This window comes from Xylanimonas allomyrinae (assembly GCF_004135345.1).
Taxonomy (GTDB): Bacteria; Actinomycetota; Actinomycetes; order Actinomycetales; family Cellulomonadaceae; genus Xylanimonas; species Xylanimonas allomyrinae.
The window spans coordinates 1,763,319-1,788,691 of sequence record NZ_CP035495.1 but is presented as its reverse complement, the minus strand read 5'-3'; the positions used below and the strand labels follow the sequence as shown (position 1 = coordinate 1,788,691).

General features: G+C 71.4%; 24 protein-coding genes and 3 pseudogenes. 14 read left to right on the top strand and 13 right to left on the bottom strand.

Translation table 11 applies throughout. From position 1 onward, the window contains the following. Window positions 1-5 precede the first annotated feature (5 nt). Window positions 6-839: an undecaprenyl-diphosphate phosphatase gene (locus tag ET495_RS08160; RefSeq protein ID WP_129204119.1), complete on the bottom strand. Its 834-nt coding sequence runs from the start codon at window positions 837-839 to the stop codon at window positions 6-8. A gap of 117 nt (window positions 840-956) precedes the next feature. Between ET495_RS08160 and ET495_RS08155 the strand changes: the two genes are divergently transcribed. From ET495_RS08155 to ET495_RS08115, 9 genes and pseudogenes are all read left to right on the top strand, one after another. Further along, window positions 957-1,643: a response regulator transcription factor gene (locus ET495_RS08155; protein ID WP_129204117.1), complete on the top strand. Its 687-nt coding sequence runs from the start codon at window positions 957-959 to the stop codon at window positions 1,641-1,643. Window positions 1,644-1,711: 68 nt separating this feature from the next. Further along, window positions 1,712-2,647, top strand: a complete 936-nt coding sequence (locus ET495_RS08150; RefSeq protein WP_129204115.1) for a sensor histidine kinase — start codon at window positions 1,712-1,714, stop codon at window positions 2,645-2,647. An 88-nt stretch (window positions 2,648-2,735) separates the two neighbouring features. Further along, window positions 2,736-3,395 (top strand): DedA family protein, encoded by a 660-nt coding sequence (locus ET495_RS08145; RefSeq protein ID WP_129204113.1) that lies wholly within the window; start codon window positions 2,736-2,738, stop codon window positions 3,393-3,395. A gap of 142 nt (window positions 3,396-3,537) precedes the next feature. Next, the gene (locus ET495_RS08140) at window positions 3,538-3,945 is read left to right on the top strand and encodes a hypothetical protein (protein WP_129204111.1); all 408 of its coding nucleotides are present in this window, start codon (window positions 3,538-3,540) and stop codon (window positions 3,943-3,945) included. 154 nt (window positions 3,946-4,099) lie between these two features. Next, window positions 4,100-5,053 carry an ATP-binding cassette domain-containing protein gene (locus tag ET495_RS08135; protein WP_129204109.1) on the top strand — a complete coding sequence of 318 codons (954 nt, stop codon included), beginning with the start codon at window positions 4,100-4,102 and terminating at the stop codon, window positions 5,051-5,053. Then, a complete protein-coding gene (locus ET495_RS08130) occupies window positions 5,053-5,364 on the top strand; it encodes a hypothetical protein (RefSeq protein ID WP_129204107.1) in 312 nt (103 codons plus the stop codon). The genes ET495_RS08135 and ET495_RS08130 overlap by 1 nt, the downstream gene beginning before the upstream one ends. 35 nt (window positions 5,365-5,399) lie before the next feature. After that, a pseudogene (locus tag ET495_RS08125) lies at window positions 5,400-5,708 on the top strand (transposase); the annotation flags it as partial. A gap of 272 nt (window positions 5,709-5,980) precedes the next feature. Further along, window positions 5,981-6,886: pseudogene (locus tag ET495_RS08120) on the top strand (IS110 family RNA-guided transposase); the annotation flags it as partial. Window positions 6,887-6,905: 19 nt separating this feature from the next. Continuing rightward, window positions 6,906-7,683 (top strand): annotated as a pseudogene (locus ET495_RS08115) (IS3 family transposase); the annotation flags it as partial. Between the two features lie 7 nt (window positions 7,684-7,690). Here ET495_RS08115 and ET495_RS08110 read toward each other — a convergent pair. Continuing rightward, entirely contained in the window at window positions 7,691-9,067 is a 1,377-nt protein-coding gene (locus ET495_RS08110) for an IS30 family transposase (protein WP_211340938.1), read from the bottom strand. Between the two features lie 44 nt (window positions 9,068-9,111). Between ET495_RS08110 and ET495_RS08105 the strand changes: the two genes are divergently transcribed. Continuing rightward, on the top strand, window positions 9,112-9,447 hold the full coding sequence (locus ET495_RS08105; protein ID WP_129204099.1) for an integrase core domain-containing protein: 336 nt from the start codon (window positions 9,112-9,114) through the stop codon (window positions 9,445-9,447). Between the two features lie 332 nt (window positions 9,448-9,779). Here ET495_RS08105 and ET495_RS08100 read toward each other — a convergent pair whose 3' ends face one another. Then, on the bottom strand, window positions 9,780-12,686 hold the full coding sequence (locus ET495_RS08100) for an alpha/beta hydrolase (protein WP_129204097.1): 2,907 nt from the start codon (window positions 12,684-12,686) through the stop codon (window positions 9,780-9,782). Between the two features lie 397 nt (window positions 12,687-13,083). Here ET495_RS08100 and ET495_RS08095 point away from each other — a divergent pair, with 397 nt between their 5' ends. The 4 genes from ET495_RS08095 (at window position 13,084) to ET495_RS08080 (ending at window position 16,275) form a co-directional block, all read left to right on the top strand. Further along, complete coding sequence (locus ET495_RS08095; RefSeq protein ID WP_129204095.1) at window positions 13,084-13,557, top strand: MarR family winged helix-turn-helix transcriptional regulator; 474 nt, start codon at window positions 13,084-13,086, stop codon at window positions 13,555-13,557. A 110-nt stretch (window positions 13,558-13,667) separates the two neighbouring features. Then, complete coding sequence (locus tag ET495_RS08090; protein ID WP_162616407.1) at window positions 13,668-14,411, top strand: DUF6544 family protein; 744 nt, start codon at window positions 13,668-13,670, stop codon at window positions 14,409-14,411. Window positions 14,412-14,677: 266 nt separating this feature from the next. Continuing rightward, window positions 14,678-15,616 carry a sensor histidine kinase gene (locus ET495_RS08085; protein WP_129204091.1) on the top strand — a complete coding sequence of 313 codons (939 nt, stop codon included), beginning with the start codon at window positions 14,678-14,680 and terminating at the stop codon, window positions 15,614-15,616. Continuing rightward, entirely contained in the window at window positions 15,613-16,275 is a 663-nt protein-coding gene (locus ET495_RS08080; protein ID WP_129204089.1) for a response regulator transcription factor, read from the top strand. Before ET495_RS08085 ends, ET495_RS08080 begins: the two co-directional genes overlap by 4 nt. A gap of 187 nt (window positions 16,276-16,462) precedes the next feature. Here ET495_RS08080 and ET495_RS08075 read toward each other — a convergent pair whose 3' ends face one another. The 10 genes from ET495_RS08075 to ET495_RS08030 all read right to left on the bottom strand — a co-directional run bounded on the left by ET495_RS08075 (window position 16,463) and on the right by ET495_RS08030 (window position 25,310). Beyond that, window positions 16,463-18,253: a bacterial transcriptional activator domain-containing protein gene (locus ET495_RS08075; protein ID WP_129204087.1), complete on the bottom strand. Its 1,791-nt coding sequence runs from the start codon at window positions 18,251-18,253 to the stop codon at window positions 16,463-16,465. A gap of 158 nt (window positions 18,254-18,411) precedes the next feature. Continuing rightward, window positions 18,412-19,581, bottom strand: a complete 1,170-nt coding sequence (locus tag ET495_RS08070) for a LysM peptidoglycan-binding domain-containing protein (RefSeq protein ID WP_129204085.1) — start codon at window positions 19,579-19,581, stop codon at window positions 18,412-18,414. Next, on the bottom strand, window positions 19,578-20,054 hold the full coding sequence (locus ET495_RS08065) for a pilus assembly protein TadG-related protein (protein WP_170220577.1): 477 nt from the start codon (window positions 20,052-20,054) through the stop codon (window positions 19,578-19,580). Before ET495_RS08065 ends, ET495_RS08070 begins: the two co-directional genes overlap by 4 nt. Then, complete coding sequence (locus tag ET495_RS08060) at window positions 20,051-20,533, bottom strand: TadE family protein (protein ID WP_129204083.1); 483 nt, start codon at window positions 20,531-20,533, stop codon at window positions 20,051-20,053. Before ET495_RS08060 ends, ET495_RS08065 begins: the two co-directional genes overlap by 4 nt. Further along, window positions 20,530-20,865: a TadE family protein gene (locus ET495_RS08055; protein WP_211340937.1), complete on the bottom strand. Its 336-nt coding sequence runs from the start codon at window positions 20,863-20,865 to the stop codon at window positions 20,530-20,532. Before ET495_RS08055 ends, ET495_RS08060 begins: the two co-directional genes overlap by 4 nt. A gap of 64 nt (window positions 20,866-20,929) precedes the next feature. Further along, window positions 20,930-21,121, bottom strand: coding sequence for a hypothetical protein (locus tag ET495_RS08050; RefSeq protein ID WP_129204079.1), 192 nt, complete (start codon window positions 21,119-21,121; stop codon window positions 20,930-20,932). A gap of 34 nt (window positions 21,122-21,155) precedes the next feature. After that, window positions 21,156-22,058 carry a type II secretion system F family protein gene (locus ET495_RS08045; RefSeq protein ID WP_129204076.1) on the bottom strand — a complete coding sequence of 301 codons (903 nt, stop codon included), beginning with the start codon at window positions 22,056-22,058 and terminating at the stop codon, window positions 21,156-21,158. Continuing rightward, the gene (locus tag ET495_RS08040; protein ID WP_129204074.1) at window positions 22,055-22,924 is read right to left on the bottom strand and encodes a type II secretion system F family protein; all 870 of its coding nucleotides are present in this window, start codon (window positions 22,922-22,924) and stop codon (window positions 22,055-22,057) included. The genes ET495_RS08045 and ET495_RS08040 overlap by 4 nt, the downstream gene beginning before the upstream one ends. Beyond that, entirely contained in the window at window positions 22,924-24,603 is a 1,680-nt protein-coding gene (locus ET495_RS08035) for a TadA family conjugal transfer-associated ATPase (RefSeq protein WP_129204072.1), read from the bottom strand. Before ET495_RS08035 ends, ET495_RS08040 begins: the two co-directional genes overlap by 1 nt. Beyond that, window positions 24,600-25,310 carry a CpaE/TadZ family protein gene (locus tag ET495_RS08030; protein ID WP_245993373.1) on the bottom strand — a complete coding sequence of 237 codons (711 nt, stop codon included), beginning with the start codon at window positions 25,308-25,310 and terminating at the stop codon, window positions 24,600-24,602. The genes ET495_RS08035 and ET495_RS08030 overlap by 4 nt, the downstream gene beginning before the upstream one ends. Between the last annotated feature and the right edge of the window lie 63 nt (window positions 25,311-25,373).

The following is a 25,373-nucleotide window of genomic DNA, read 5'->3' as shown; positions in this document are numbered from 1 at the left end:
TCGGGTCATGTCGCGCTGAGGGCGCCGGTGCTGAGCAGCACCGCGACCGCGGTGGCAAGACCGACCCGGTACCCGGCGAACACGCTGATCGGGCGGTGCACGACCAACCGGAGGAGCCACGCGATCGACGCGTAGGCGACGGCGAAGCTCACGAGCGTCGCGAGAACGGTGGCACCCCAGCCGACCGACGCGCCGACGTCTGAAGCGCTGGCGGCTGCCTCGTACCCGCCGGCGGCCACCAGCGCAGGGATCGACAGGAAGAACGAGACGCGTGTGGCGACCACGCGGTCCAGGCCACGGAAGAGTCCGGCACTGATGGTGGCGCCCGAGCGGGACACACCCGGCACCAGGGCCAGGCACTGCACCAGCCCGATCACGACGGCGTCGGTGAGCGTGAGGTCTCCCTCGGTCCGGTTCAGCGTCGCCGCACGCTCGGCCAGCCACATGACGACGCTCCAGCCGGCGAGCGCCGCGACGACCACCCACAGGTTGCGCAGCGGTCCAGAGACGACGTGCCGGGTCGCGAGCCCGACGACACCCACCGGGACCGACCCGACGACCACCCACCACGCGAGCCGGTAGTCGGTCCCGCGGGCGCTGGCATCCCGCAGACCGCGCACCCCTGTCGCGGCGAGGTGGACGATGTCGCGCCGGAAGTAGGACACGACAGCGGCAACCGCCCCGATCTGCACGATCGCGGTGAACGCGGTAACACCGGCGTCGTTGATCGGCAGACCGAGCAGCCTCTCGGTGATCGTCAGGTGGCCTGTGGAGGACACGGGGAGGAACTCGGTCACACCCTCGACGACGCCGAGCAGGATCGCGGACAGCAGATTCATGCGCGTCAGCCTCGCGGCCGGGCGCGAAGAATCTTCGAAGGAGGGTGGCTCATGGTCCACCCGCGTCACAGATGGTCCTTCGTTGTTTCTTCGACGCGATGGTGCACGCTCGGCCCCATGAACGACGTCACTCCCCGAACGGCCGGCCCGGCACCGCGCTTGCTGCTGATCGAGGACGACCCGCGTCTGGGTCCCGTCATGACCGACTACCTGTCGGACACGTACGACGTCACCCTGTGCGTCGACGGCGCGGCTGGTCTGGACGCGGCGCTCGGCGGGGTGTTCGACGCGATGGTCGTGGACCGCAGGCTGCCGGGCCTCGACGGCATCGAGGTCGTGGCCGCGATCCGGCGGGCCGGCATCGCCACACCGATCCTTGTGCTCACGGCGCTGGGCACCGTCCCGGACAAGGTAGCCGGCCTCGATGCCGGTGCGAACGACTACCTGGTCAAGCCGTTCGACTTCGACGAGCTGCTCGCGCGCCTGCGCGCGCTGCGGCGCACGTTCGGCGAGGAGTCCGATGCCGTCCCGATCGGCGTCTGGGACTACTACCCGGCCAGCCGCTGCTTGTACTCCCCCTATGGCGCGCCCGTGGTGCTCACGCCGAAGGAGAACGACCTGCTGCGCCTGCTCGTCGGCGAGCCGCACCGCACGTTCTCTCGCGGGCAGGTCGCCGAGGCCGTGTTCGCGGGCGCGGCGCAGGTGGGCGCCGTCGACGCTTACGTCCACTACCTGCGCCGCAAGACCGAGCCGAGCATCGTCGTCACCGTCCGTGGCCAGGGCTATCGGCTGGGGACGCTGTGATCCGCCGATTCCGTCGCGGTCGGGCCACGGACGGCGACGCCGCTGCGGTCCGCAGCGCGGCGTGGACAGTGACACGACAGATCACCGTCGCGACGTCCGTCCTGGTGCTGGCCGTGGTCGCGGGTGCCGTCCTCGTGGTCGTTCGCCAGTCGCGCCCCAGCGAGCTCCTGGAGCCGGTACGGCCCGGCGCGGGGCGCATCTACGTCGACTCCGTGGAGCTGATTGTGGCGCTCATGCTTCTCGGGGCGGGCGCGATCGTCGTGGCGGGCGTCCTGAGCTGGCTCATCGCCCGCCGGGCCGTGCGCCCGCTCGGCGACGCGCTGCGCATCCAGCGCACGTTCGTCGCTGACGCGAGCCACGAGCTGCGCACGCCGCTCGCGGCGCTGGACGCCCGCGTTCAGCTCCTGCAGCTCCGCACCGACCCGACGACCGACGTCGGCCGGTCCGTCGCCGAGCTGCGAACCGACTCGCGCACGCTCGTCGATCTCGTGAACGACCTGCTCCTGGCGGCGGGCGAGGACACCGCCGAGGGTTCCGCGGCCCCGACCGACGCCGTAGCCACGGTCACGGCTGCGGTCGAGTCGATGCGGGCCCTCGCTGCGCCGCGAGGGATCTCGATCCTGGTCGAGCACGACGACGCGGCCGCCGTCGCGATGCCCGCGACGAGTCTGCGCCGCTGCGTCACGGCGCTCGTGGACAATGCCGTCAACCACTCGAACGACGGGGCCCAGGTCGTGGTCAGCCTGACAAGCCGGGGCAGCGTCGTCGACCTGGTGGTGATCGACCACGGCTCGGGTATCAGCGGGATCGACCCGTCCCGCGTGTTCGACCGGTTCGCCCATGCGGAACCGCCGTCGAGGCCGGGCACCACCGGGCGTCGGCCGGGGTTCGGGATCGGCCTGGCACTGATACGCGACCTTGCCGTTCGCAACGGAGGGACAGTGGCCGTTGCGAGCACGTCCGCCGCCGGCACGACGATCGTCCTGACCGTCCCGTCCGCGTGAACCCGGCGCGGGTCGCCCACGCCGCATCCTTCGACGTTTCTTCGGACGCCGTCCGAGACCATCGCGGTGACGAAGGGAACCCCATCCGATGCTCGCTGCCACGCTTCTGCCAGCCGCAGGACCACTCGACCCCGCCGCCCTGCTCCACTCGTTCGGATCGTGGGCGCTGCTCGGCGTCGCTCTGACCGTGTTCGTCGAGTCCGGCGTGCTCTTCCCGTTCCTTCCCGGGGACTCTCTACTGGTCGCCGCCGCGATCCTCGCGCCCGGGCTCGGTTTCTCGCCCTGGACGATCGCCGCCGTCGCGACGGCGGCCGCGATCGCTGGCGACCAGGTCGGCTACACCATCGGGCGCCGCCTCGGGCGCCGCCTGTTCCGCCCGGGCGCGCGGGTCCTGCGCACGTCCCGGCTCGAGGATGCGGAGCGCTTCTTCACCCGCTACGGACCGGCCGCGCTCGTACTTGGCCGGTTCGTGCCCGTCGTGCGCACGTACGTCCCCCTCACCGCCGGCGTCGGGGCGCTGCACCACCAGCGGTTCCTGCGGTGGAATGCCCTCGGCGGCATCCTTTGGGCCGGCGGGCTGACTCTCGCGGGAACGCTGCTCGGCGGGCTTCCCCTCGTGCGCAACCACATCGATCTGCTCGCCGTCATCGTCGTCCTCGTGTCGGTCCTGCCGATCGCTGCGAGCGTGGCCGTCCGGTCGCGGCGTGCACGTCGCGCGGACACGACCAGCGCCCTCCAGCGAGGCTGAACCGCCAGGCAGGCGACCAGAGACTGGCCACTTCGGCACGTCACTTGTCGCGGCTCCTTTCCGCCGGCGCAGGCAGCCACGCCCAGCGCACGGTGGCCTCTAGCCCGGCGCCCGCCATGTCTCCCAGTCGCTTCAGAAGCGGATGCATGCCCGCAGGACGGTCGCGGCGCGGTCGGTGATGGCGAGCGTGTCGTGGCGGGTCGCGCAGCCGCGCCACTGCCTGGTGTGGCTGGAGTTCCGCCGTCGATCACATGGACGCGTCGATCCAGGCGTCGATGGTGCCGGTGCTGGGGGTCCCGCCGAGGGCGAGGACCGCGACGGCGGGGCGCGTCTCGTGGGCGGCGATGCCGGTAGCCCGGCGCCTGGTCGTTGCGGGGTCGGTGGCGGCGCCGAGGACCGAGACCGTGCGGTCTTCGGGATGCGCGTCGCCGCCTGGGGCGGTCGATTTGACCTGTTCGGTCGTGCCAGTCGCAGCATGAAGAGCGCGGGGCTCGACCGGCTGGCGCTGATGGCAGACGTCGAGCCCGGGTCGGGCTACTCCGGCAGTTGAGCGAACGCGCGCACGTCTGGGCGGCCCGTCGCCGTGGATCGTCGGTCGGGTGAGTCGGATGTGCTCTGGATGGAGTACTGAAGACGCTTCGTCGGGACGACGACAAGCCGGGGCGACCCGGGGAGCCTTGGGGGAACCGAACGAAGGATTCCTCATGATCGAGTTGCAGGAGTTGACCAAGGTGTACGGCTCGAAGGTTGCCGTGGACCATGTGAGTGCTGTCGTCCAGCCGGGGAGGGTGACTGGGTTCCTGGGGCCGAATGGTGCGGGCAAGTCGACGACGATGCGCGCGATTCTCGGGCTGGATCGTCCGACGTCGGGGCGGGCGTTGGTCAACGGCCGCCCGTTCGAGCGGACGAGTGCGCCGTTGTCCGAGGTGGGCGCGCTGTTGGACGCGAAGGCTGCCGACGGCGCGCGGTCGGCGCGCAACCATCTGCTCGCGCTGGGTGCGACGGTGGGTGCGGGGCCGCGGCGGGTGGAGGCGGTGCTGGAGGTCGTCGGCCTGTCGGAGGTGGCGCACCGCCGGGTGGGGCTGTTCTCTTTGGGCATGAGCCAGCGGCTGGGCATCGCTGCGGCGCTGCTGGCCGAGCCGCAGGTGCTGATCCTGGACGAGCCGGTCAACGGTCTGGACGTCGACGGGATCCAGTGGATCCGGAACCTGCTCACGCAGCTCGCTGGGGAGGGCTGCACGATCTTGCTGTCCTCGCACCTGATGAGCGAGATGGAGCTGGTGGCGGACCATCTGCTGGTGATCGGGCAGGGCCGGATCTTGGCGGACAGCCCGATCGAGGAGTTCATCGCCCGTTCGACCGGGGGCGCGGTGTCGGTGGGTTCGCCTGACGCGGCGGTGCTCGTGCCGTTGCTGGCGCGGGCGGGCGGGTCGGTCGCGGTGGGCGGCGACGCGCTGGTGCAGGTCCGTGGCCTGGACGCGGGGCTGATCGGTGACATCGCCGCCCAGGCCGGGGTGCGGCTGCATCACCTGGCGCCGGTGGGCGCCAGCCTGGAGTCGGCGTACTGGGCGTTGACGCGCGGGAGCGTGGAGTACGGCTCCGGGTCCGCGCAGGTCAGCGCCGTGCAGGACAGCATCGAGACGAAGGAGGCGGCGTGATGACCGTGGCAGTGATGGACAGGACGCCGGTCGGCACCAGCGAGCCCGGCACCGCCTACCGGCAGACGTTCGCGCGTGTGGTGCGCTCGGAGTGGATCAAGGCGCGCTCGCTGCGCGGGACGTGGTTGACCTGCGGGCTGCTGGCGCTGGTCATGGTGGGGGTCGCGGCGCTGGCCGGGATCCTGATCACGGCAGCTCCCGGTCAGGCGTCCGATCCTCTGGCGACCGTGCTGGGCGGTTCGGACCTGGCCGTCATGATCGCCGGTGTCCTCGGGTCCATGGGCCCTGACCCCGTTTCTCGGACACGCTGAATCCGCCGTGGGGCGGGGGAAGCGAGAATCTGAGGATGGCTGGGAAGTTCTACGACGAGGAGTTCAAGCGGCGGGCGGTGGACTTGTACGAGTCGACGCCGGGCGCGACGATCCAGGGGATCGGGGCGGATCTGGGGGTCTCACGCGAGACGCTGCGGGTCTGGGTCAAGACGTTCGGGACCGGGGCCAAGACGCCGTCGGCCACCGGGCCGGATGCGGGAGCGGCACCCGAGTCGGACACGGCGCGGATCGCGCGGCTCGAGGCCGAGCTGGCGGCACAACGCGCCGAGGTCAAGAAGCTCGTGACCGAGCGGGACATCCTGCGGTCGGCGGCGAAGGATTTCTCTAATGATCCCAGCTGGCCTGGGGTCGGCTGACAGACTTGGCCCGGCCTCGCTCGGCGTGACCCGAAGTATTTCTGGCGGCGCGTCACTTCCTGTGGTCGTCTGCTCTTCCTGCGACTTGTCCGCCGGGCGAGGTCGGGGCCGGGCCTGTCCGGTCCTGCTGGCTTGATAGAAGCTCGTCCGCGCCTTGCGCGTGTGACTCGTTAGAGAACTGCCGCGAGACCTCCTCCAGGTTCGGCGCTGCCCATGCTGGAGAACACACAGGAGTCTTCGTGGCCCAAGTTGCCGAGCTGTTCGAGTACGTCATCGGCGTGGACACCCACGCCGCCACCCACGACTACGCGGTCCTGGCAGCCGCGACCGGCGCCGTCGTCGACCAGGCGCAGTTCCCGACGCACCCGGCCGGGCTGGCGCGGGCTGCGGACTGGATCGCCCGTCGCGCCCCGGGCCGCCGGCTCGTCGCGATCGAGTGCACCGGCTCCTACGGGGCTGGGCTGGCGCGCGAGCTCGCGCGCCGCGAGGAGCGGGTGTGCGAGGTCAAGCCGCCCAAGCGTGCGCAGCGGGCCGTGCACGGCAAGTCGGACCCGATCGACGCTCGTGCTGCGGCGCGCACAGCGCTGGCCAGCGACGAGGCCGAGCTGATCACCCCGCGGGCCGAGGGTCGGCGGTCGGCGCTGCGTGTCCTGCTCGTGGCCCGCCGGGCGATGGACGCGCGGCGCACCGCTGACCGCAACGCCCTCAACGCCCTGGTGCGGACGCACGGTCTCAACGTGGACGCACGCAAGGCGCTGAGCGACGCCCAGGTCCGCACGATCGCCGCATGGCGCACCCGCGCCAGTGACGATCTCGCGACCTCGACGATCCGCAGCGAGGCACGCCGCCTCGCCAAGTCCGTCGAGTCAGCAACCGAGTCGCTCAAGGACAACCGGGCTGCGCTGGCCACGCATGTCGGCGAGCTCATGCCCGGCCTGCTCGAGATCCCGGGAGTCGGCCCGGTCGTCGCCGCGACGCTCCTGACCGTCTGGTCGCACCGAGGACGCGTCCGCTCCGAGGCCGCCTTCGCCGCCCTCGCCGGCACCGCCCCGCTGCCGGCGTCCTCGGGGAAGACGACACGCCACCGACTGTCTCGCAGCGGCGACCGGCATCTCAACATGGCACTCGACATCGTCGCGAAGGTCCGCATGGTGCACGACGAGGAGACCCGCGCGTACGTCGCCCGGCGCACCGCAGAAGGACGCACCCCCGAGAGATCCGCCGCTGCCTCAAGCGGTACATCGCCCGCCAGCTCTATCGGCAGATGTGGGCCCTGTCGGCTTGACACGAGACATAGAAGCGTCGCCGGGGAGACGCGCTGGTGAACCGCTTCCAGTTCGTCGCCGACCACCAGCACGCCTTCGAGGTGAAGCGGTTGTGCCAGGTCGTTCAGGTGGCCCGCTCGTCGTACTACGACTGGGTCAAGGCCGCCCCGAGACGTCACGCGAGGGCGGCCGCGGACGAGGCGCTGGCCGCCCGCATCCGGGCAGCTCAGGACCCCGCCCGGGGTGGGGACCGTGCCTACGGTGCCCCCAGGGTCACCGGCGAGCTCAACGACGGGGCGCCCGACCGTGAGCGGGTGAACCACAAGCGCGTCGCCCGGGTCATGCGCGACCACGGGCTGGCCGGGATCCGGCTGCGCCGCCGCGTGCGGACCACGGTCCCGGATCAGTCGGGTCGCAAGTTCCCCGACCTGCTCGGGCGGGACTTCACCGCCGAGGCGGTCAACTGCCGCTACGTCGGCGATATCACGTACGTCCCCATCGCGGACGGCTCGAACTGGTACCTGGCCACGGTGATCGACCTGCACTCACGCAAGCTCGCCGGGTGGGCGCTGGCCGACCACATGCGCACCGACCTCGTCGCCGACGCCCTGACGATGGCCGCCGGCGTGCGCGGCTCCCTGGCCGGGGCGATCTTCCACAGCGATCACGGATCGGTCGGCGGAATCAACTGGTCGTCGCAACACGTTGCTGTTCGGTAGATCGTAGGTGCTCGTCCCACGCTTCGGCCGGGGTTCGCCAGCCGAGCCTCTTCCGCGGCCGTGTGTTGAGGGCGTGAGCAACCGCGGCCAGGTCTGCGGCATCCCACCTCGAGAGGTCGGTGCCCTTGGGGAAGTACTGCCGGAGCAGCCCGTTGGTGTTCTCGTTCGTGCCGCGCTGCCACGGGCTGCGCGGATCGGCGAAGTAGACCTTGAGACCGGTGTCGATGGTGAACTGTGCGTGGGCCGACATCTCTTTGCCGCGGTCCCAGGTCAGGGAGCGCTTGAGATCGTCAGGCATCGACGCCAGCGCTCGGGCGAGGGCCTTGTTCATCGAGATGGCGCCATAGCCGGAGAGCGCGGGACCGTTCTTCACGAGCGGCTGCTCACGCCAGCCCGCCTCGCGGGGCAGGTGGACCAGGGTGGTGTAGCCCGTTGTGCGTTCGACGACGGTGCCGATCGCTGACCGGTTGATGCCGATGATCAGGTCGCCCTCGTGGTGGCCAGGGATCGCGCGGTCCTCGGCCTCGGCGGGCCGCTCGCTGATCAGCACATCCTCGGTCACGTGCGCCCAGGGCACACGCTTCGAACGAGCCCGAGGCATTCGCAGGGCCCGCCCGGTGCGCAGGCAGAGGATGAGCTCACGCTTGAGCGCACCGCGGGCCTCGATGAACAGGGCCTGGTAGATCGCCTCGTGGCTGATCCTCATGGCCTCATCATCGGGGAAGTCGATCTTCAGCCGGTTGGAGATCTGCTCGGGGCTCCATGCCTTGACCCAGCGCCGGTCCTGGCGGTGGGGCTTGTTCAGGCCCTTCCAGTCCCGCTCGACGGGGCCGGCGACGACCGCGCCGTTCGGCATCCGGATCTGGCCCGCCAGGCGGTCCTCGACGTACTCACGCAACCGCGCGTTCGTGGCGAGCTTTGCAAGCTTGGGTCGGCGGGCGTACATCTCCGCCTTCCACTGCGCCACCGACGCCCGGTAGTCGAGCTTGCCGCCGCGAGTGGCGGCGTTGCGGCGCAGCTCGCGCGAGATCGTCGACGGGCTCCGCCCGAGCGCGCCAGCGATCTCGCGAACGCCCTTGCCGAGCGCGTTGCCGATCGCGATCTCCTCACGCTCCGCGAACGAAAGATACCGGCCCGACGGCGCAGGCCAGGAGTACGGTGTCATCCCGCCAGCGTGACGGAACCACCGCTGCCCCACGGCCTGCGCCACGCCTACCGCCTCCGCGGCCTCACGCGGCAGCTTCCCCGTGGCGATCTCGTCCCAGAACCGGCGCTCCACCGCGCGGGGACGACTCGGCGCCCCTGGCGACTTCAGCGGCGCGCGCCCCGTGACCTCACGCATCCAATCCGACGGTCGACCCACGACACTCCTCCTGACCTGGAGTGTTGCGACCATCGGTTGAACCCAGCGTCTACACAGCCAAGGCCTACGCCGACCTGTGCACCCGCTACGGCGTCATCCAGTCGATGGGCGCCATCGGGTCGTCTGCGGACAACGCGCTGGCCGAGGCGTTCAACGCGTCCTACAAGCGCGAGACCCTCGCCGGCGCCCCCGCGTTCGCCGATGTCCACACCGCACGCCGAGAGACGTTCCGGTGGGTCAACAGGTACAACACACGCCGCCGTCACACCGCGATCGGCAACGTCTCACCCGACGCCTACGAACGCGCCCTGACCCCGAGCACGACAACCATCACCGCTACGATCACCAAGGCTGCATAGCCTGCAAACCCCGTGTCCGAGAAACGGGGTCAAGGCCCGTGGTGGCCCCTCGGCACCGGGCTCGCCCTCGCCGCAGCACTCCTCGCCACAGCCGCCATCGTGCTCCGCCGCGAGGAGCTCTGACCCGCGAGCCGGTGACGTCGCTTCGGGCGCGAGGATCTCCCACGCTCCGCTGGCTGCTCCCAGGTCAACGCCTGGGAGATCACCGTCACCCGGTCGACCTGCATCGTGGAACAGGAGCCCTGCGGGGAGTCACTCCGTGAAACAGGAGGTGGCCGCCCCGACGAGTCGGGGCGGCCACCGTGCTCACCGTGCGGTGCTCTGACGAAGGGCTACTTCGCCGTGATGGTCGCCGTCGAGGTGCGGCTGGAGCCGGCGCCGACCGCCGTCACGGCGACCCTTGAGGTCGAGACGACGACGGGAGAGGTTGCCGCTCCCGACCCGTCGGCGGCGACGGTGGAAGCCACGTCGTCGACGGTGAAGGTGACGGCCTCGCCGGCGCGGTAGCCCGTCGCCTTCACCGTGACGGTTGATCCGAGCGCCGGCTTCGACGTGGTCACCGACAGCGGGAACGTCTGCGACTTGGCGAGTGCCTCGGCGCACGCGTCACCCTGGACGCCGACCGCCGGAGCAGGCGTGGCCGAACCTGTCATACCGTCGTCCTCGCGGACGGTCAGGAACGTCACGGCGCTCTTGCCCGCGATGACGCCCTCGTTCTGCGACACCGACATCTTGTAGGTCGTCAGCGTCGAGCTGCTCGCCGTGGTGTCTCCGTTCGTCGGGATGTCGATCGCCTTGCAGGTCTCGCCCTTGGCGAAGGTGACCTTCTGGAGGGCGAGGCCCGCCTTGGCGCTCGACGCGGTCGAGCCGACGAGGGAGAACCACGCGCTCGTCTCGTGGTTCGACGGCTTGGAGAGGTACACCGCGACCTGCTTGGTCGACGGGCCCGAGCCCTCCTCGAGGAAGGTGGCGTCGACGTTGATGGTCGGCTCCTTCTTCATCGTCCACGGAGTGCCCGTGGCGAGGGTGTCGCCGACCGAGTAGCTCGAGTACGCGAGGTCGGAGAGGTAGACGCCGCCCGACTCGGTGCCGTCGGCACCGACCCCACCGGAGAAGGTAACCGAGGCCAGCTTCTTCGTGTCGACGCCGGTCAGGGAGGTGATGGGGATCGAGACCTGCTGGAGCACGATCTTGTTGAGCGTCGTCGAGGTGCTCTTCGGCATGCGCTGGACGGCGAGCGGGTTGAGCTCGGAGACCGGCGCGCTCCACGACTTCCCGGACGTGTCCTTCACCGTGACGACCAGGTCGGTGCCGGAGACGACGTTCTCCTCCGGGGCCGTCTTGAATGTCAGATAGTCGTACTTGCTGGCGTTCTTCTGCTGCCCTGGCAGGGTGACGGTGAGGCCCGCGTCTGACGTCGAGGTCCACGTGAACTCACCCATGGGCGAGGCGGGGACGTTCGGTGCGAACGACGCCGGCGTCCAGTGCGGCATACCGCTCGTGCTGCGCACGCCGCTGATCGCCGTCGCACAGGCCGGCAGGTCCTGCGGCAGGGTGCGGCCACCCGCGCTCGCGCACGTCACGTACGACGCCGAACCCGAGGCCGTCGTCGTGGCACTCGCAGTCGTGAACGGTTCGAGGTCGACGCGGGACGCGGTCGGGGCGAAGCCCACGGTGCGAACATCGGCCGTCGGGACGGAGGGGATCGGCGTCTGCGGCGTCGAACCGTCGAAGGCGGACATGAGGTCGTCGTCGCCGCCCAGGGTGAGACGGAACCAGGCGCTCATCAGGGACGTACCGACGTCGTACTGCTCGTCCGCCGTTAGGCGCTGGTTGGTGGAAGAGCGCGGGCCGCAGTAGGAGTCGGTCGAGGTGGCGCCCCAGTCGTCCGACGTCGAGTAGCCGTACTTGCCCGGCGTCCACACGGAGTTGAAGAAGTTGTGGTTGGCGCCCATGACCCACACCGTCGAGATCAGGACGGACTGGTCGAACGCGTACCGCGAGTCGTCGACGAAATGCTGGCCCTGCTGGTTGGAGACATCGCCGTCGCAGTAGGGGAGGATCAGGAGCATCGGCGTGTTCGCGACGGTCATGCGACCGAAGTCGACGGGCGCGAGCGGCAGGACGGACTTGATGGAGAACGGCTTGTCGAGCGCCTGGTTGAGCTCGACGGCCGAGACGACGCCCTCACCGCCGCGCGAGTGACCCATGAGGCCGATGCTCGAGAAGTCGAGACGGCCGATGAGGCCGGACGCGTCGAGCGTGTTCGGGTCCGTGGAGCCGAGGTCGGCCTGCGGGGCATCGAGCGCGTCATCGAGCGTCATGTCGCGGTCGAGAGCGTCGTCATGGAATGACACGACCTTGCCCTCGGTGGCCTTCTGCAGGAAGGACAGCGTGTCGAGCACGAGCTGGCCGCGGGCCTCGGCGCCGTTGTCGGCGGCGAGCTGGTTGTCGTTCGCGTTGATCGCGTTCGCCGAGATCGACACGACCGCGTAGCCCTGGCTCGCGAGCGTCTCGCCGGTGCCGTCGTAGCCCTTGTAGCTCGGGACCTCGGTCTGCCCGCCGACGCACGGCCAGCGGTTCGGGTTCTGCGTGCCGCTGACGAGGGTGGAGCACGAGGTGTGGCGGCCGTGAAGGAGGATGACGACGGGGCGGGCGCCACCGGCCGTCGGGAGGTAGATGCGGCCAGTGAGCTCTCCGCGGATGCCGCCGATCGCTGCGAGGTCGATCGCCTGGTCGCCGAAGTCGTAGTCGTCGACGGTGTAGGAGTACGGGCCGACCTCGGCGCCGTCGGCAGCGGCGGCCTCGAGCACCGCGGTGCTCGGCGCGGCGGCCGTCGAGGCGGCAGGGGCCGCCTTGGCGCTGCGCTCGGCGACCGCTTCCGGCGAGGTCTTGTCGATGACGGTCTCGCCCGAGGTCCACGCGAACGAGACCGAGTCGACGTCGCTGACAGCGAGGGGCACGGTCGCGGAGAGGGTCGTGCCGTCCGCCGACTCCGTGGCGGGGACAGGCGTGCCGTTGACGACGAGTGTCGGTGCGTCGTCGATGATCGGCAGCGTGTCGGGGAGGGTGTACGTGACCTCCGCGCCACCGGCAGTTGCGATGGCGTTCCACCCGGGACCGACAGCTTTGTCGTCGGCTGCCGCGGACGGCGCGACCGCCGCAAGCAGGCCGGCGACCAGGGCGGCAAAGGTGGCCGCTGATGCCGCCCTCCACCGAATCGAGACGTGGTGTGACATGTATGCGGCTCCTTCGTGCGCGCCGTGGCACGCCGAGCGTGGCGAGGGTTGCGGACTGTGGTGCGTGCCGGCGGGCCGACTGTAGGAACGATGTGTTTCAGGCCCGATCGTGATCGATTTCTCAGCGATTTCGTTGACAGCCGCGGGCGCGCCAGGTCGGGAAGCGACAACACCGTCCCAGGAGAAATGCAGCCCGCCCACGGCCGAGGCTCACCTCGCGGTGGCTCCAGTGACCGCAGAGACAAGCGCGACGGCGCGGGAGACACCACGACAGGGGCCGCCGGCCAACGACCGCAGGGAAGGGCAATGAGCGTCCGGCGCCGCGATCAAGCCGACCGCCGGCGGTAGCCCTCCGGCGAAGAATGCGCGGTCATCAGATGCGTAATAGGTTACGCAGATGGATCGATCTGAAACTGAAGCCGAGATCTTCGGATCCCTGTTCGTGCTCGGCCAGCACCTGACACGGCACACCGAAGCGGCGCTCGTGCCGTTTGGGGTCACCAGCAGGCAGTGGCTGCTCCTGGCGGTACTGACCAGGGCCTTCCCGGGCCAGCGGCCCACGCTCAGCCAGACCGCCGCGGTGTTCGGCACGTCGCGGCAGAACGTCAAGAAGATCGCCGGACAGGTCGCGGCGCGCGGCCTGGTGGAGCTCCTTCCTGATCCGTCTGACGGTCGCACGGTGCGCCTGGCGGTCACCGACAAGGTCAGCGCCGTCTTCGACACCACCGAGGCCGTAGCCCAGCAGCGCGCGTTCCTCGGCGCCGTCTTCGCCGACCTGACCGACTGCGAGGTCGCCACCTTGTTCGGGCTGGTGTCGCGGTGCATCGACACGCTCCAGCGCACCGACGCCACGGGGGAGGTGCCCGCGTGAACCGGCCGGGTTCCAGCAGGTTGCGCCGCGCCGTGATGCAGGCGCTGGGCGCGCCGTACCGGTATTTCGCGTCGCGACGCCGCGGCCTGCGCGCGCAGTACCGCCGACACGTGGCAACCGCCCTCGCCGGCCCTGCCGGGGCAACCGAGGCACTCACCGAACGCGACCTAGACCACCTGCCCGACGCCGTCGCCCGCTACGTGCGCCGTTCCGGCGCCGTCGGGCTGCCGCGCGTGACGCGCTTCCGTGCCACGCTGCGTGGTCGCATCCGCTCCAGCGCCGACGGACCATGGATGGCGTTCCTCGGCGAGCAGGTCAACACCTACGGGCCCCACCCGACACGACTGTTCCTGCTCGACGCGACCATGCGCGGACTGCCCGTCGACGTACTGCACGTCATGGCCGGTGGCCACGCCGTGATGCACGTCGACCTGCTATCGCTCGTCCGGGTCGTGGACGGCTCGGGCCCAGCGATGAACCAGGGCGAGACCGTCACCGTCTTCAACGACCTGTGCATCCTGGCACCCGGCGCGCTGCCCTTCGCACCCGTTACCTGGGAGACGCTCGACGAGCATCACGTCCGCGGGATCTTCACCGCGGCGGGCCAGACCGTGACCGCGATCCTGGAGTTCAGCCCGGATGGCGACCTGGTCGACTTCGTCTCGGACGACCGGTTGCAGGCCGACGCACGCGGTCGCGAGTTTACCCCCATGCGCTGGTCCACCCCCATCAGCGGCCACCGAGAACTGCGTGGACGGCGGACCGCGACAGCCGCGTCCGCTGTGTGGCACGCCCCCGAGGGCGCCTTCACCTACGCGGAGCTCGAAGTCACCGACCTCGACACCGATCCGTGACCGGCGGGCGCAGCGCAATCCGGCATCTGCGGCCAGGTCCGCCGCCCGCCCGTCCGACGCGCCCTGCGGCCGGCCGCGGAGGGTGGACTCGTCGTGCGGGCTGCTGAGGTGGCGGTGGGGGAGCAGACGCCGACGACGGCGAGGCGGCCACGACGGTCGACGACAGGCTGGCCACCGCTACCCAGACACCGACGCTGGGCCAATGACGGCGTCGGCTAGACGACCGGGATGGACAGGCTCGGAGGCTCACGTGGCAAAGCGCCCACGTGGCGTCCGCGGGCCGTGGCTCATGCGTCGCCGTCTTCGGTTACGCGCTCGCCCGGCCGCCGCGCAGGGCGATCATCGCCGCCGGGGCGGCCACGGTCATCTTCGAGGGGCTCGCCCTCGCGACCGCGTTCGCGAGCGACGGCCTGCTGCGCCGTGAGGACGTGGTGCTGTGGTTGTGGACCCTGACGGCGATCGCCATCGCGATCCGTAGCCGCCGCGACACGGTCGCGGCGCTCACGGACCGGGCCGTGCGCGCCGAGCAGGGGCGTGAGGAGGCCGCGCGGCGCCGGGTTGCCGAGGAACGGCTGCGGATCGCGCGCGAGCTGCACGACGTCATGGCCCACCACGTTTCGGCGATCAGCGTCCAGGCGGGGATGGCCGAGCACATGCTCGGCCGTGACGAGCAGGTCGTCGCCGACGCCGTGCGCAACATCCGCACCTCGGCCAAGACCGTCCTCGGCGAGCTTCACTCCGTGCTGGCCGTGCTGCGCCGCGACGGCACCGCCGTCGACGCGGTGACGGCACCGGTGCGCGGGCTCGACGACGTCGCGGCCCTCGTCGAGGCGGTCCGCGAGGACGGGACGTCCGTGCACCTGCACCTCGGGCCCGTCCCGACCACGCTGCTCCCCGACGTCGACCTGGCCGCGTTCCGCGTCGTGCAGGAGGCGCTGACCAACGCCCGCAAGCATGCCCCGGGCACCCCGGTCACGGTGACCATCACCTGCCGCGACGACCTCGAGATCACCGTCACCAACCCCCGGGCCGAGACCGCCCCGCGGTCGACGGCCGACGCGGTGCCCGGCAGCGGCCTCGGCCTTGTCGGCATGCGCGAACGCGTCACCGGTGCCGGCGGGACCCTCGACGCCAGACCCACCCCGGACGGCGGCTTCGCCGTCGTCGCCCACCTGCCCACGTCCACCAAGGAGAGACCGGCGTGACCATCAAGGTCGTCATCGCGGACGACCAGGCGCTCGTGCGCCTCGGCTTTCGCGTCATCATCGACTCCGCACCCGACATGCAGGTCGTCGGCGAAGCGCCCGACGGCGCCCAGGCCGTCCGGGTCGCGCGCGCCGAGCGCGCCGACGTCGTGCTCATGGACATTCGCATGCCCGACGTCGACGGGCTCGCTGCGACCCAGCAGATCAGCTCGGACGACTCCCTGGCCGGCATCAAGGTCCTCATCGTGACCACGTTCGAACAGGACGAGTACGTCTTCGAGGCGCTGCGCGCCGGAGCCAGCGGCTTCCTGAGCAAGGCCGTCGAGCCCGACGACCTCCTCGACGCCGTCCGCCTCGTCGCCGCCGGCGAGGCGCTCCTGTCACCCGCCGCGACACGCGCGCTGATCGGCACCTTCCTCGCCGCGCCGACCGCCCCCGCGGCGGGCGGTGAGGACCGGCTGCGAGACCTGACCGAACGCGAACGCCAGGTCTCCGCACTGGTTGCCGAGGGGCTGAGCAACCAGGAGATCGCCGACCGCCTGTACATCTCACCGCTGACCGTCAAGACCCACGTCAACCGCGCCATCCTCAAGCTCGGCCTGCGAGACCGCGCCCAGCTCGTCGTCCTCGCCTATCAGACCGGCCTCGCCCACCCATAGCCACCGTTGCAGGTCGGGCACTGCGACACGCGAGGTCTTGCTCGCGTTGCCGTCAGGGCTGACCGATTGATAGTGGTCACCGGAAGGATGAGTGTCATCGGGTCGGCGGAGCGGGCGTGACGACGGCGCCGTTGGCGCGGTTGATCGAAACCCATCCGGCAGAGTCGCCAGGCCTCGCGCGGTGCGGCTATCCCCGCCGGGTGCGGGCAGGCGGGTCGAGTGGAGGTCGCTCGTCGTCGGTGCGTTGGTCGACGGCGACGCGGATCGCGTGGGCTTCGGCGTGGTTGCCTTCGGCGTCGGCGACCTGGGCGAGGGCGAGCCATGCACTGTCGTCGTAGGGCGCTGCTTTGAGTGCGGTCTCGGCGGCCCAGCGGGCGCGGGGCAGGTTGGTGGTGGCCGGGTGCAGGTCGTGGCCGTGGAGGATGAGTGCGACGTCGACGGCGGCTGCGGCGGCGATCATGTCGGGTCTGTCGGGTCGGTCGTTGAGCCAGGCCCAGGATCCGGCGCGGCGGTCGGTGAAGGGTTCGCCGCGTACGAGTCGGAGGGCTTCGACGAGGTAGGCGATGCCCTCGCCGTCGTTGAGGGTTCCCAGGGCTTGGGCGCGGGCGCGCAGCCGGGTGAAGAGTTCAACGTCGAACAGGACGCCGTCGAGGTGGTACCCGGTCCAGCCGTGCGGCCCTGCTGTGCTGTGGACGGACTTGGGTAGGTGGTGTTCGCCGAGGTAGGCACGCAGGTTCGAGACGCTGACGCGCGCGCGTTCTTCGGAGATGTGGAAGGCCTCGGCGATGTCGCGGGCGCTGGGCTCGCCGGGGGTGATGGTGATGAAGGTGGCGATCTCGGCGTAGTGCTCGCGGCGGTTGATGACCTCGCCTGGTCTGCCGTGGCCGTGGATCGTGACGGATCCGAGAAGCTCGACGCGCGGCACGGGGCAGTCGTTGCCTTGGTGCCACCAGGCGAGGTCGCGGTCCAGGTCGGGGTCGGCGGCGATGACCTGTTCTGCGACGTGGTCGCTGACGGCCGGGGCGAGGGTGTGGACGTCCTCGACGGTCAGGGCGGCGGCGTCGGCGTACTCCAGTTCCGGCTCGGGTAGGACGGTGCGCCCGGTCGCGAGCGTCGCTGGGGTGCGCGGTTCGGTGAGTGTGGGGCGGATGGCGCCGGCGCGGTCGACGAGGGCGCCGATGCCGTCGACGGTGATCTCGTCGACGGGCATGGGTGTGTTCTCGTGGGTGTCGAGGACTGTGAGGAGGCGTTTGATGCCTGCGGCGTCGTCCGCGGGCAGGAGCGCGGCCTGGACGTCGATGGCGAGCGCGTCGATGTGCAACCGGCCGTCGAGGATCCGCACCTCAAGGGTGTCGTCACTGTTGGCCTCTCCCAGGGCGAGGACCGCGACGGCAGGGCGCGTCTCGTGGGCGGCGAGTCCGGTCGCCAGGCGCCTGGTCGTTGCGGGGTCGACGGTGGCGCCGAGGACCAGGACCGTGCGGTCTTCGGGATCCCAGTCACCGCTGTGGGCGGTCGACTCGACCTGTTCGGCCGTGGCGGTCAGGAGAGCGTCGGACGGGTCGCGGTGGTGGGTCAGGCGGGTGCCGTTGAGGTCGTCGAGGTCCGCGCCGACGGCGATGGTGTGGACATCGACGAGGGCCGCCCACGGGGCGGTGGCGAGCTCGACGGCGACGTGCCGGGCGAACGCTTCGACTTCGCTGGGGGTGCCGGTGACGTGCAGGGTGCGGGTCTGTTCGAGGTTGAGGAGCCAGACGGTCCCGTCGGTGGCGGCGCCGATCGAGACGAGCATCGGGTAGGGCGCGGTGGTTTCGACGTCGGGGAAGTCGGCGTCGACCGGGGTGCTCCAGGTGGTGCCCTCGCCGGCCCAGGGGGAGACGAGGTCGGCGGGTTGGTCGAGGTGGAGGGTGATGCGGTCGCGGCTGAGCGCGACGGTCTGGACGCGGGGGTGGTGTGCGGGGTCGAGGAACGGGGCGGTCATCGCCCGCAGTGCGAGGTCGAGCTGGACGAGGTGGTGGGCCAGCGGCTCTCCGGCCGACTGGGCGGTGTGGGCAACGGGAGTGAGGTCGGCGGGGGGCGGGGCGATGATGTGGCCGGGGTCCCGGAATCGTTGCTGGGAGCGGCGTCGGGCGCGGATCGTCAGGAAGATCCCGGCGCCGAGCAGCGCCGAGGAGCCGGACAGGCCCGAGAGCAGCCAGGCAGGTGCGCCACGGTCCGTGTCGGCCTCGTCCGCGGGGCCTCGTCCGCGGCGGGGTCCGGCGCCGTCGCCGCGGCTGCAGCCGGTGGGTGTGCCTCGGCTTGCCCGGGCGCGGTCGACGGGGCAGGCGTCGTGGGTGACGGGATCGGGGTGGCGGGCGAGGAGTCTGGCGCGGGATCGGGCGTCGCCGCAGGCGTCTCGCGCGGCGAAGTAGGGGCCGGTGTCGTGGACGCGATGGGAGCCGGGGGCGGGCCGTCGGGGGTGAGGTCGAGGGTCCAGCCGGGTTCGATGTGGTCGGGGTCGGTGAGGTGCTGCCCGCCGGGCTGGACGATGTCCCGGGAGGCGTCGGCGATGCGGGGGTAGGCGTTCGGGTCGCCGAGCTCGTTCATGGCGATCTGGGAGAGGGTGTCGCCGGGCTGGACGATGTAGTCGCCGCTCGGTGCAGGGGCGGTTGTCTCGGCGGGCAGCAGCAGGCGGGTGCCGGGTGTGATGAGGTCGGGCGTGTCCCCGAGGGAGGCCCTGTTGAGGTCGTGGATCTCGGTCCACCGGTGTCCGTCGCCGAGCCGTTGGTCGGCGATGCGCCACAGGGAGTCACCGCGGCGCACCGTGTACTCCACGGTCGCCGGCGCATCGGCGGTCACGGTGGCGGTGGCGGTGCTGGGCGGGCTGGTCGCACCCGCCGTGAGGGCGGTCGGCGTCGGGTCGCGGGGTGCGACGACGGTGATGGGCTCGCCGTGTGCGGGCGGGGCGGTCGCGGCCAGGGTGGGCAGCGCGGTGAAGGCGAGGGCGGCGACGTCGATGATCCTGCGTGCGACGCCCTGGGGCAGGGCGAAGCCGTGCAGGTGCGGGGTGCGGGTTCCGCGGGCGCGGGCGGTGAGCTCGGTGAGGATCGCCAGGGCGAAGTATGCCCAACCGGCCCAGGCGGCCAGCCCGATGAGGATGACGAGCAGGGTCCCGTTGTCGGGCAGGGACAGGCGCTGCCCGACCATGGCCCAGTCGATGTCCCAGGGGGTGATGCGGGCGGTGGTGAGGAGGGCTGGGACGGCGACGAGGAACGCGACGATCGCGAGGATGCCGGCGACTCCGTGGAGGCGCGCGGTGGCGGGTCTCATCGTTCGTCGCCTCCCACGGTGCGGATGGTGCGTGCGGTCGCATCGGAGGTGACGTCGAGCCGGTTGATGCCGATCGCCCCGAGGAAGACCGTGTCGTAGGAGTCGGTGACGGTGACGGTGACGCGGGTCCCGCCGGTGACGGTGACGGTCCCGGTGGCTCCCGCCGCGTCGAGGTAGCGCTGGGCTTCGGCCTTGGCCTGGGCGACGTCGACGGCCAGGACGCCCCCGCGCATCGCGGTCGCTTCGGAGAGGGCTTGACCGCCGGCGCGGGCGGCCTGCGCGGCGAGGTCGTGCGCGCGTTGCAGGGCGTGGACCTGTCCGCCGAGGTCGACGGCCAGGCCTACGCAGATGATGATCACGGCGGCGCTGAGCGCCGCCCACGCCGAGATCGACCCTCGTTCACCGCCCGTGCGACGTCGGTCGTGTCGGTCGCGTGGGTCGTGGCGGGTGGGGGCGGCGTGTCGTGGGCTCATCGTGCGGTCCACCTGTCGACGGGGCTGGTCATGGTCGCTGAGACGGTGCGGGTGCCGGGCACGCCGGGGATGAACGTCAGGTCGCTCAGGGTGACGTCGCAGGTCACGGTGACGGTCACGGTCGCGTCCGTCCCGGGTGGGCCGTCGAGGCTGGTGGGGGTGACGTTCACGGTGGCGGCGGTGCACTCGGGGTGCTGCCCGTCGAGGGTCAGCCGGGCCGCAGCGGTGGCGGCGTCGGCGGCGGCCGCGGGGGCGCGTTCGAGGGAGGCGGACCGGGCGGCGTCGGCGGCGGCGGACTGGACGATCTGGTGGGCGAGGGTGACACGCCCGCCGAGCACGACGAGCGCGACGAGCAGCCCGAACGCTGGCACGACGATGGCCGCCTCGATGGCCGCCGACCCGCGCTGCCCGTCCTCGCGCTTGCCGTGGTCGCGCCGGCCGGTGGGCGGTGTGTGGTGCGGGGCGCGCAGCCGTGTCATCGCAGCGCCTCTCGTGGTGCGGTGGCGGTGGCGGTGATGTCGGGTGTCCAGCCGGGGATGACGGACATCGAGTGCCCGGTGACCTGGACGGTGGCGGTCGTCGCGGACGTGGTCGCGGTGGCGGCGGCGTCGGGCAGGACGTCGTCGCCGCCGGCGTCGGCGACGAACGCGAGGGCTGTGGCCGTTCCGTCCGCGGCCTGCCCGTGTTCGGCGGCGGCGGCCTTGACGCCCTCGGTGGCGGCGGTCAGGGCGACGGTTCGGGCGTGAAAGTACAGTGCGGACTGGATGCCGAGGAACATCAGGGCGAGCACGGCGGGAAACACGATCGCCATCTCGATCGTGCTCGACCCTCGCTCCGAGCGCCACGTCTGCCGGGGGTGGCGTGCGTGGCGGGGGTTACTGGATGAGCTCGGCCTGGTCGGTGACATAGCTCTTGATCGCCACCACGACGATCCCGACGATGGCGATGACGGCGACGGCCCACAGGACGTTCTCGATGGTGAAGTTCCCCCGCTCGGGGTCGTCGTCCTCGAAGCGGGAGAGCAGCGCGGACCTGACGGCCAGCAGGGTGACGTAAAGGCGCAACATGGTGACTCTCCTTGGTGGGTGGGGTTCCTTCGGGTCAGGTGTGCAGGAGCATCCGCAGGAGCGGGGGTGCGATGAGCAGGCCCATGAACACCACGCCGAGCAGCGATCCGGGGATCGTCATGCGTTCGGACTCGGCGTTCGCCGCGGCAAGCTCTTCGCCGAGCAGGGCGGCGCGCATGGTGTCGGCGCGGGCGCGCAGGTTGGTGTAGATCGCGGCGCCCTGTTCCCCGGACAGGCGCATGATGTCGGCGAAGTCGTGCAGCTCGGGCAGGCCGAGCTCGTCGCCGACCTCGCGCAGCGCGGTCCAGGGTGCGACGCCGGACAGGTTGGCACGGTTGAGCTCCTCGTCGATGCGGTCGAAGACCCATGTGTTGCCGATGTCGGCGGCGGCTTCCAGGGACTGGCGCACCCCTGACCCGTTGGTGCGTTCGAGGGCGACGAGCTCGATGAACCCGGACAGGGTGCGCCGGAACTCGACGCGCGCTTTCGCGGCGTCGGAGACGACGTTGTGGTTCGGCAGGTAGAACAGGCCGGCCGCGCACAGCAGGGACGCGGTCGCGGGGATCACGAACGGCACCTGCAACCCGATCGCGCCGTACAGGGTGGTCAGGAACGGTGGGGCGAGCAGGCCGACGGCGGCGAACGTGAGCTTGTCCCCGTAGAACCTGCCCAGCGGCCGGTTGAGCAGGGTGAGCTCGGCGCGCGGGGTGCGGGCCCACACCCGGGCGGGCAGGTGCGTCATCGCCCACCTTCCCAGCCGTTCTGTCGGGTCCGCTGCCCGGGCATCCTCGAGCGTGGGGGCGCGGTGCGTGGGGGTCAGGCGGGTCAGGGCGTCGCCGAGGTCGACCCGGGCGGGGGTCAGCCACCCGATCAGCAGGGCGACCCCGAGGCCGATGCTTCCCCCGGCGGCGATCGACAGGGCGAGTGAGGTGCTCATCGGCTCACCTGCTTGTTCAGCCAGCGGGCGGCGGGGGCGCCGGTCGCGATCCGTTTGAGCCACAGCAGGCAGGCGACGTAGGCGGCCAGGAGGACCGTGAGGACGACCTGCCCGAGCGGGGTGCGGTACGGCTCGACGTAGTCCCCGGTCAGGGACAGCACGGCGAGGACGGCGACGGAGATCAGGGTGACCCAGCGGGCGGTCGCCCGCGGTTTGGCGCGGTCGGCCTCGATCTGGCGCCGGTTGCGGATCTCGTCGCCCACGGTGCTGGCCAGCGCTTTGAGCACGTCGGACAGGCCGCGGCCGCGTCTTGGGGAGGCGAGGATCAGGGCGCCGGCGATGAGATCTCCGGTGGCGTCGTCGAGGTCGTCGGCGAAGGCGCGCAGTGCGTCCTCCGGGGTCCAGCGGGCGCGCAGCCGGGCCACGAGGCGGGCCACCTCGGGGTGGATCGTGGCCGGGGTGGAACGGATGGAGGACGCGAGGGCCTCCTCGAGCCCGACGCCGACGGTCAGGATCCCGGACAGGGACCGGGTCCACTCGGCCATTGCGTCGAGCCGGTCGATGCGGACCTTGGCGCCCTGGGCGGACATCAGCCACGGCAGCCCGACGGCGGCCAGGGGTACGGCGACGACGGTGATCGCCAGCCCGGTGACCTGCCACAGCACGATCCCGGCGAGGACGCCGACCCCGAGCAGGGTCCAGGACCGGCGGGTCACCTTCCCCAGCCGCGCACCCCGGACGTTCGGCCGGGCTGGTGTGGCGACGGGGTCGAGGTCGCGGGTGTCGAAGACGGCCAGCAGGGCCAGGAGCAGGCCGAGGGCGATGAGTCCGCCGCCGACCATGGCCGCCAGGAGGCGGGGGTCCATCAGGCGGCCCTGCCGTTCTGCGCTCGGGTGTAGGCGTCCATGTCGAACCCGTGGCGTGCCAGGCTCCGGTACTCGTGGGGGAGCACGTGCGGGCGCCCAGGGCCGGGGTCGTCGGGCTCGGCTCGAAAGACGTGCTCGGTCGCGTACCCCTTCGCGTCCTCCCCAGGGGTGACCGCGATGATCTCGGTGACCCGCCGCCGTGGCCGCGGCGTGTCAACGGGGCGGGTCGTAGCGGTGTCGAGGTCGATGTGGACGATCAGGTCGATGGTCTGCGCGAGCTTCGCCGTCGCGAGCTCGGCGGAGACGCCGGCCTCCATCGCGCAGGTGACGAGCTTGCGCAGGGCGGCGTCGGCGTGCGAGGCGTGCGTCGTCGAGATCGACCCGGTGCCCGACTCCATCGCCGTGAGCATCGTCCAGACCTCGGGTCCGCGAACCTCCCCGACGATGAGGCGCGACAGGTTCTGCCGCATCGAGTTGTACAGCAACCGGTGCAGCGGGTACTCGCCGGCCGGACGGCCGTCCGGGCCGATCTCACCGGTTCCGGGCCGGGCCTCGTAGTGGCGCACCATCGCGTGCCGGTCCGGCATCTCGTGGAGCATGAGCTCGTACTCGGTCTCGAACGTCCCGATCGCCTCCTCGTACGCGATCGCCGCGCACAGCGCCCGCGTCAGGGTCGTCTTCCCCGCGCCCTGCGCGCCCGAGACGACGATCGATCTGCGAGCCCGCACCGCCGCGGCCAGGAACGAGGCCATGACCTCGGAGAGCTCCCCGGTCTCGACCATGTCCGCGAGCGAGACGTCCACGAGGCGGTGGCGGCGGATGTTGATCTGCGGACGGGTCGAGACCCACGCCGCCGCCGACAATCGGTGCCCGCCCTCGAGCCGCAGGTCGAGGTTCGGCTGGGCGGGGGAGAACGCGCGGGCGTTCGCGTCACCCTTGGACGCGATCTGCTGCAGCAACGCGATCAGCTCCTCGTCGGAACCGGCGACAGGCGCCCCCTTCTCGTACGTCCCGTCGGAGCGTTGCAGGCGGACGTTCGCGTGTCCGTCGATCTCAATGTTCTCCAGGTCCTCGCGGTCCACCAACGGCTGCAGGCGTCCCAGTCCGAAGAGCTGGTCCATCACGGCGCGCACGAGGGCGTGCTGCTGATCGGAGGTCCAGGCGGTGGAGCCGGTGTCGGCGCGGTCGGCGTTCACTGCGGCGACCAGGTCCAGCACGATCGCCAGACCACGCTGCCTGTCGTCCGCCCGGTCCGCGGGGGCGTCGTCGGCGCGGATCGCGGCGGCGATCTGCTCGGACGCCTGCCGTCGCAGAAGCTCGACCACCTTCCAGTCCACCTCGTCCGCCCCGCCCGACAGGTGCTGCGGGAAGGGCGGCAGAGCCGGCTCGGACAGCAGCGCGTCGCCGCCGGGCAGCCCAGCGGCCGCGTCGCTGCTCGGCGGCGGCGCGGCCGCCGCCCGGCTCGAAGCACCCGGCTCGCGCGCAGGGCGCGGGACGCGACCAGACGGTGCACCAGGGGAACCCGCGCGGGGCACGCCCCTCGAAGTCCTCGACGCCGGAGCGGCGGGGTTCACCCGCAGGCGGGAGCCGAACAGCGGGATCCTCGCCAGCGACGACGGCGGCGACGCCGCAGCCTCCGCGGGCGCCTGGTCGTGGTGGGTGGCTTCGACGTCGGTCATGACGTGACCCCTTCCAGCAGCTCGGCCCGGCCCCGGGCGATCCGGCTCGTGATGGCGTCCGCCGCGCCCCGCACCGACCGGGCGTAGGTGCCCGTCGCCCACTTCCGCTCTGGTGCGAGCCCGCTGTGATACACCCCGGCAGCGCGGGCGTCGTCGTGCACCGACGCCACCACCGGCAACCCCAGGAACTCGGCGACCTCCTTCGACGGGTACGGGCGCCCGGCCCCGACGACCAGCAGCCCAGGATCACGCCAGGCCGGGCTCCGTTCGGCCAGCGGCGACGCCCACGACCGCACCGCGGACAACGCGACAAGGTTCGCGCGCGTGACGACCAGCGTGAGGTCAGCCAGTGCGAGAAGCGGCTCGGGCGACCCGCGCATCCCGAGCCGTCCGGCGTCGACGATGACGTCCTGCCCGCCCTTGTCGAGATCGTCCAGCGCATCGCCGAGACGACCCCACATCGGCTCCAGGCTGGGGACCTGCGCGCGGGAGCGGGGACCGGGAACGAACGTGACCGAGGTGCCCTCGACCGGCTGGCCGACGTCCAGCAAGGCGTCCGCGGTGTCGAGAGGAGACAGGGCGAGCTCGACGAGGCCCGCCTCGTACTCCCGCATCCCGCGGAAGATCCCCGCCAGGATCGCCGACCCGCCCACCGGGTCGGCATCCACCAGCCACACCGGCCGGTGCCAGTTCCACGCCAGAGCCACCGCCGTGGTCGTCACCCCAGGCGACCCGGACGCCGAGCACAACGCGATCACGGCCACCGTGCG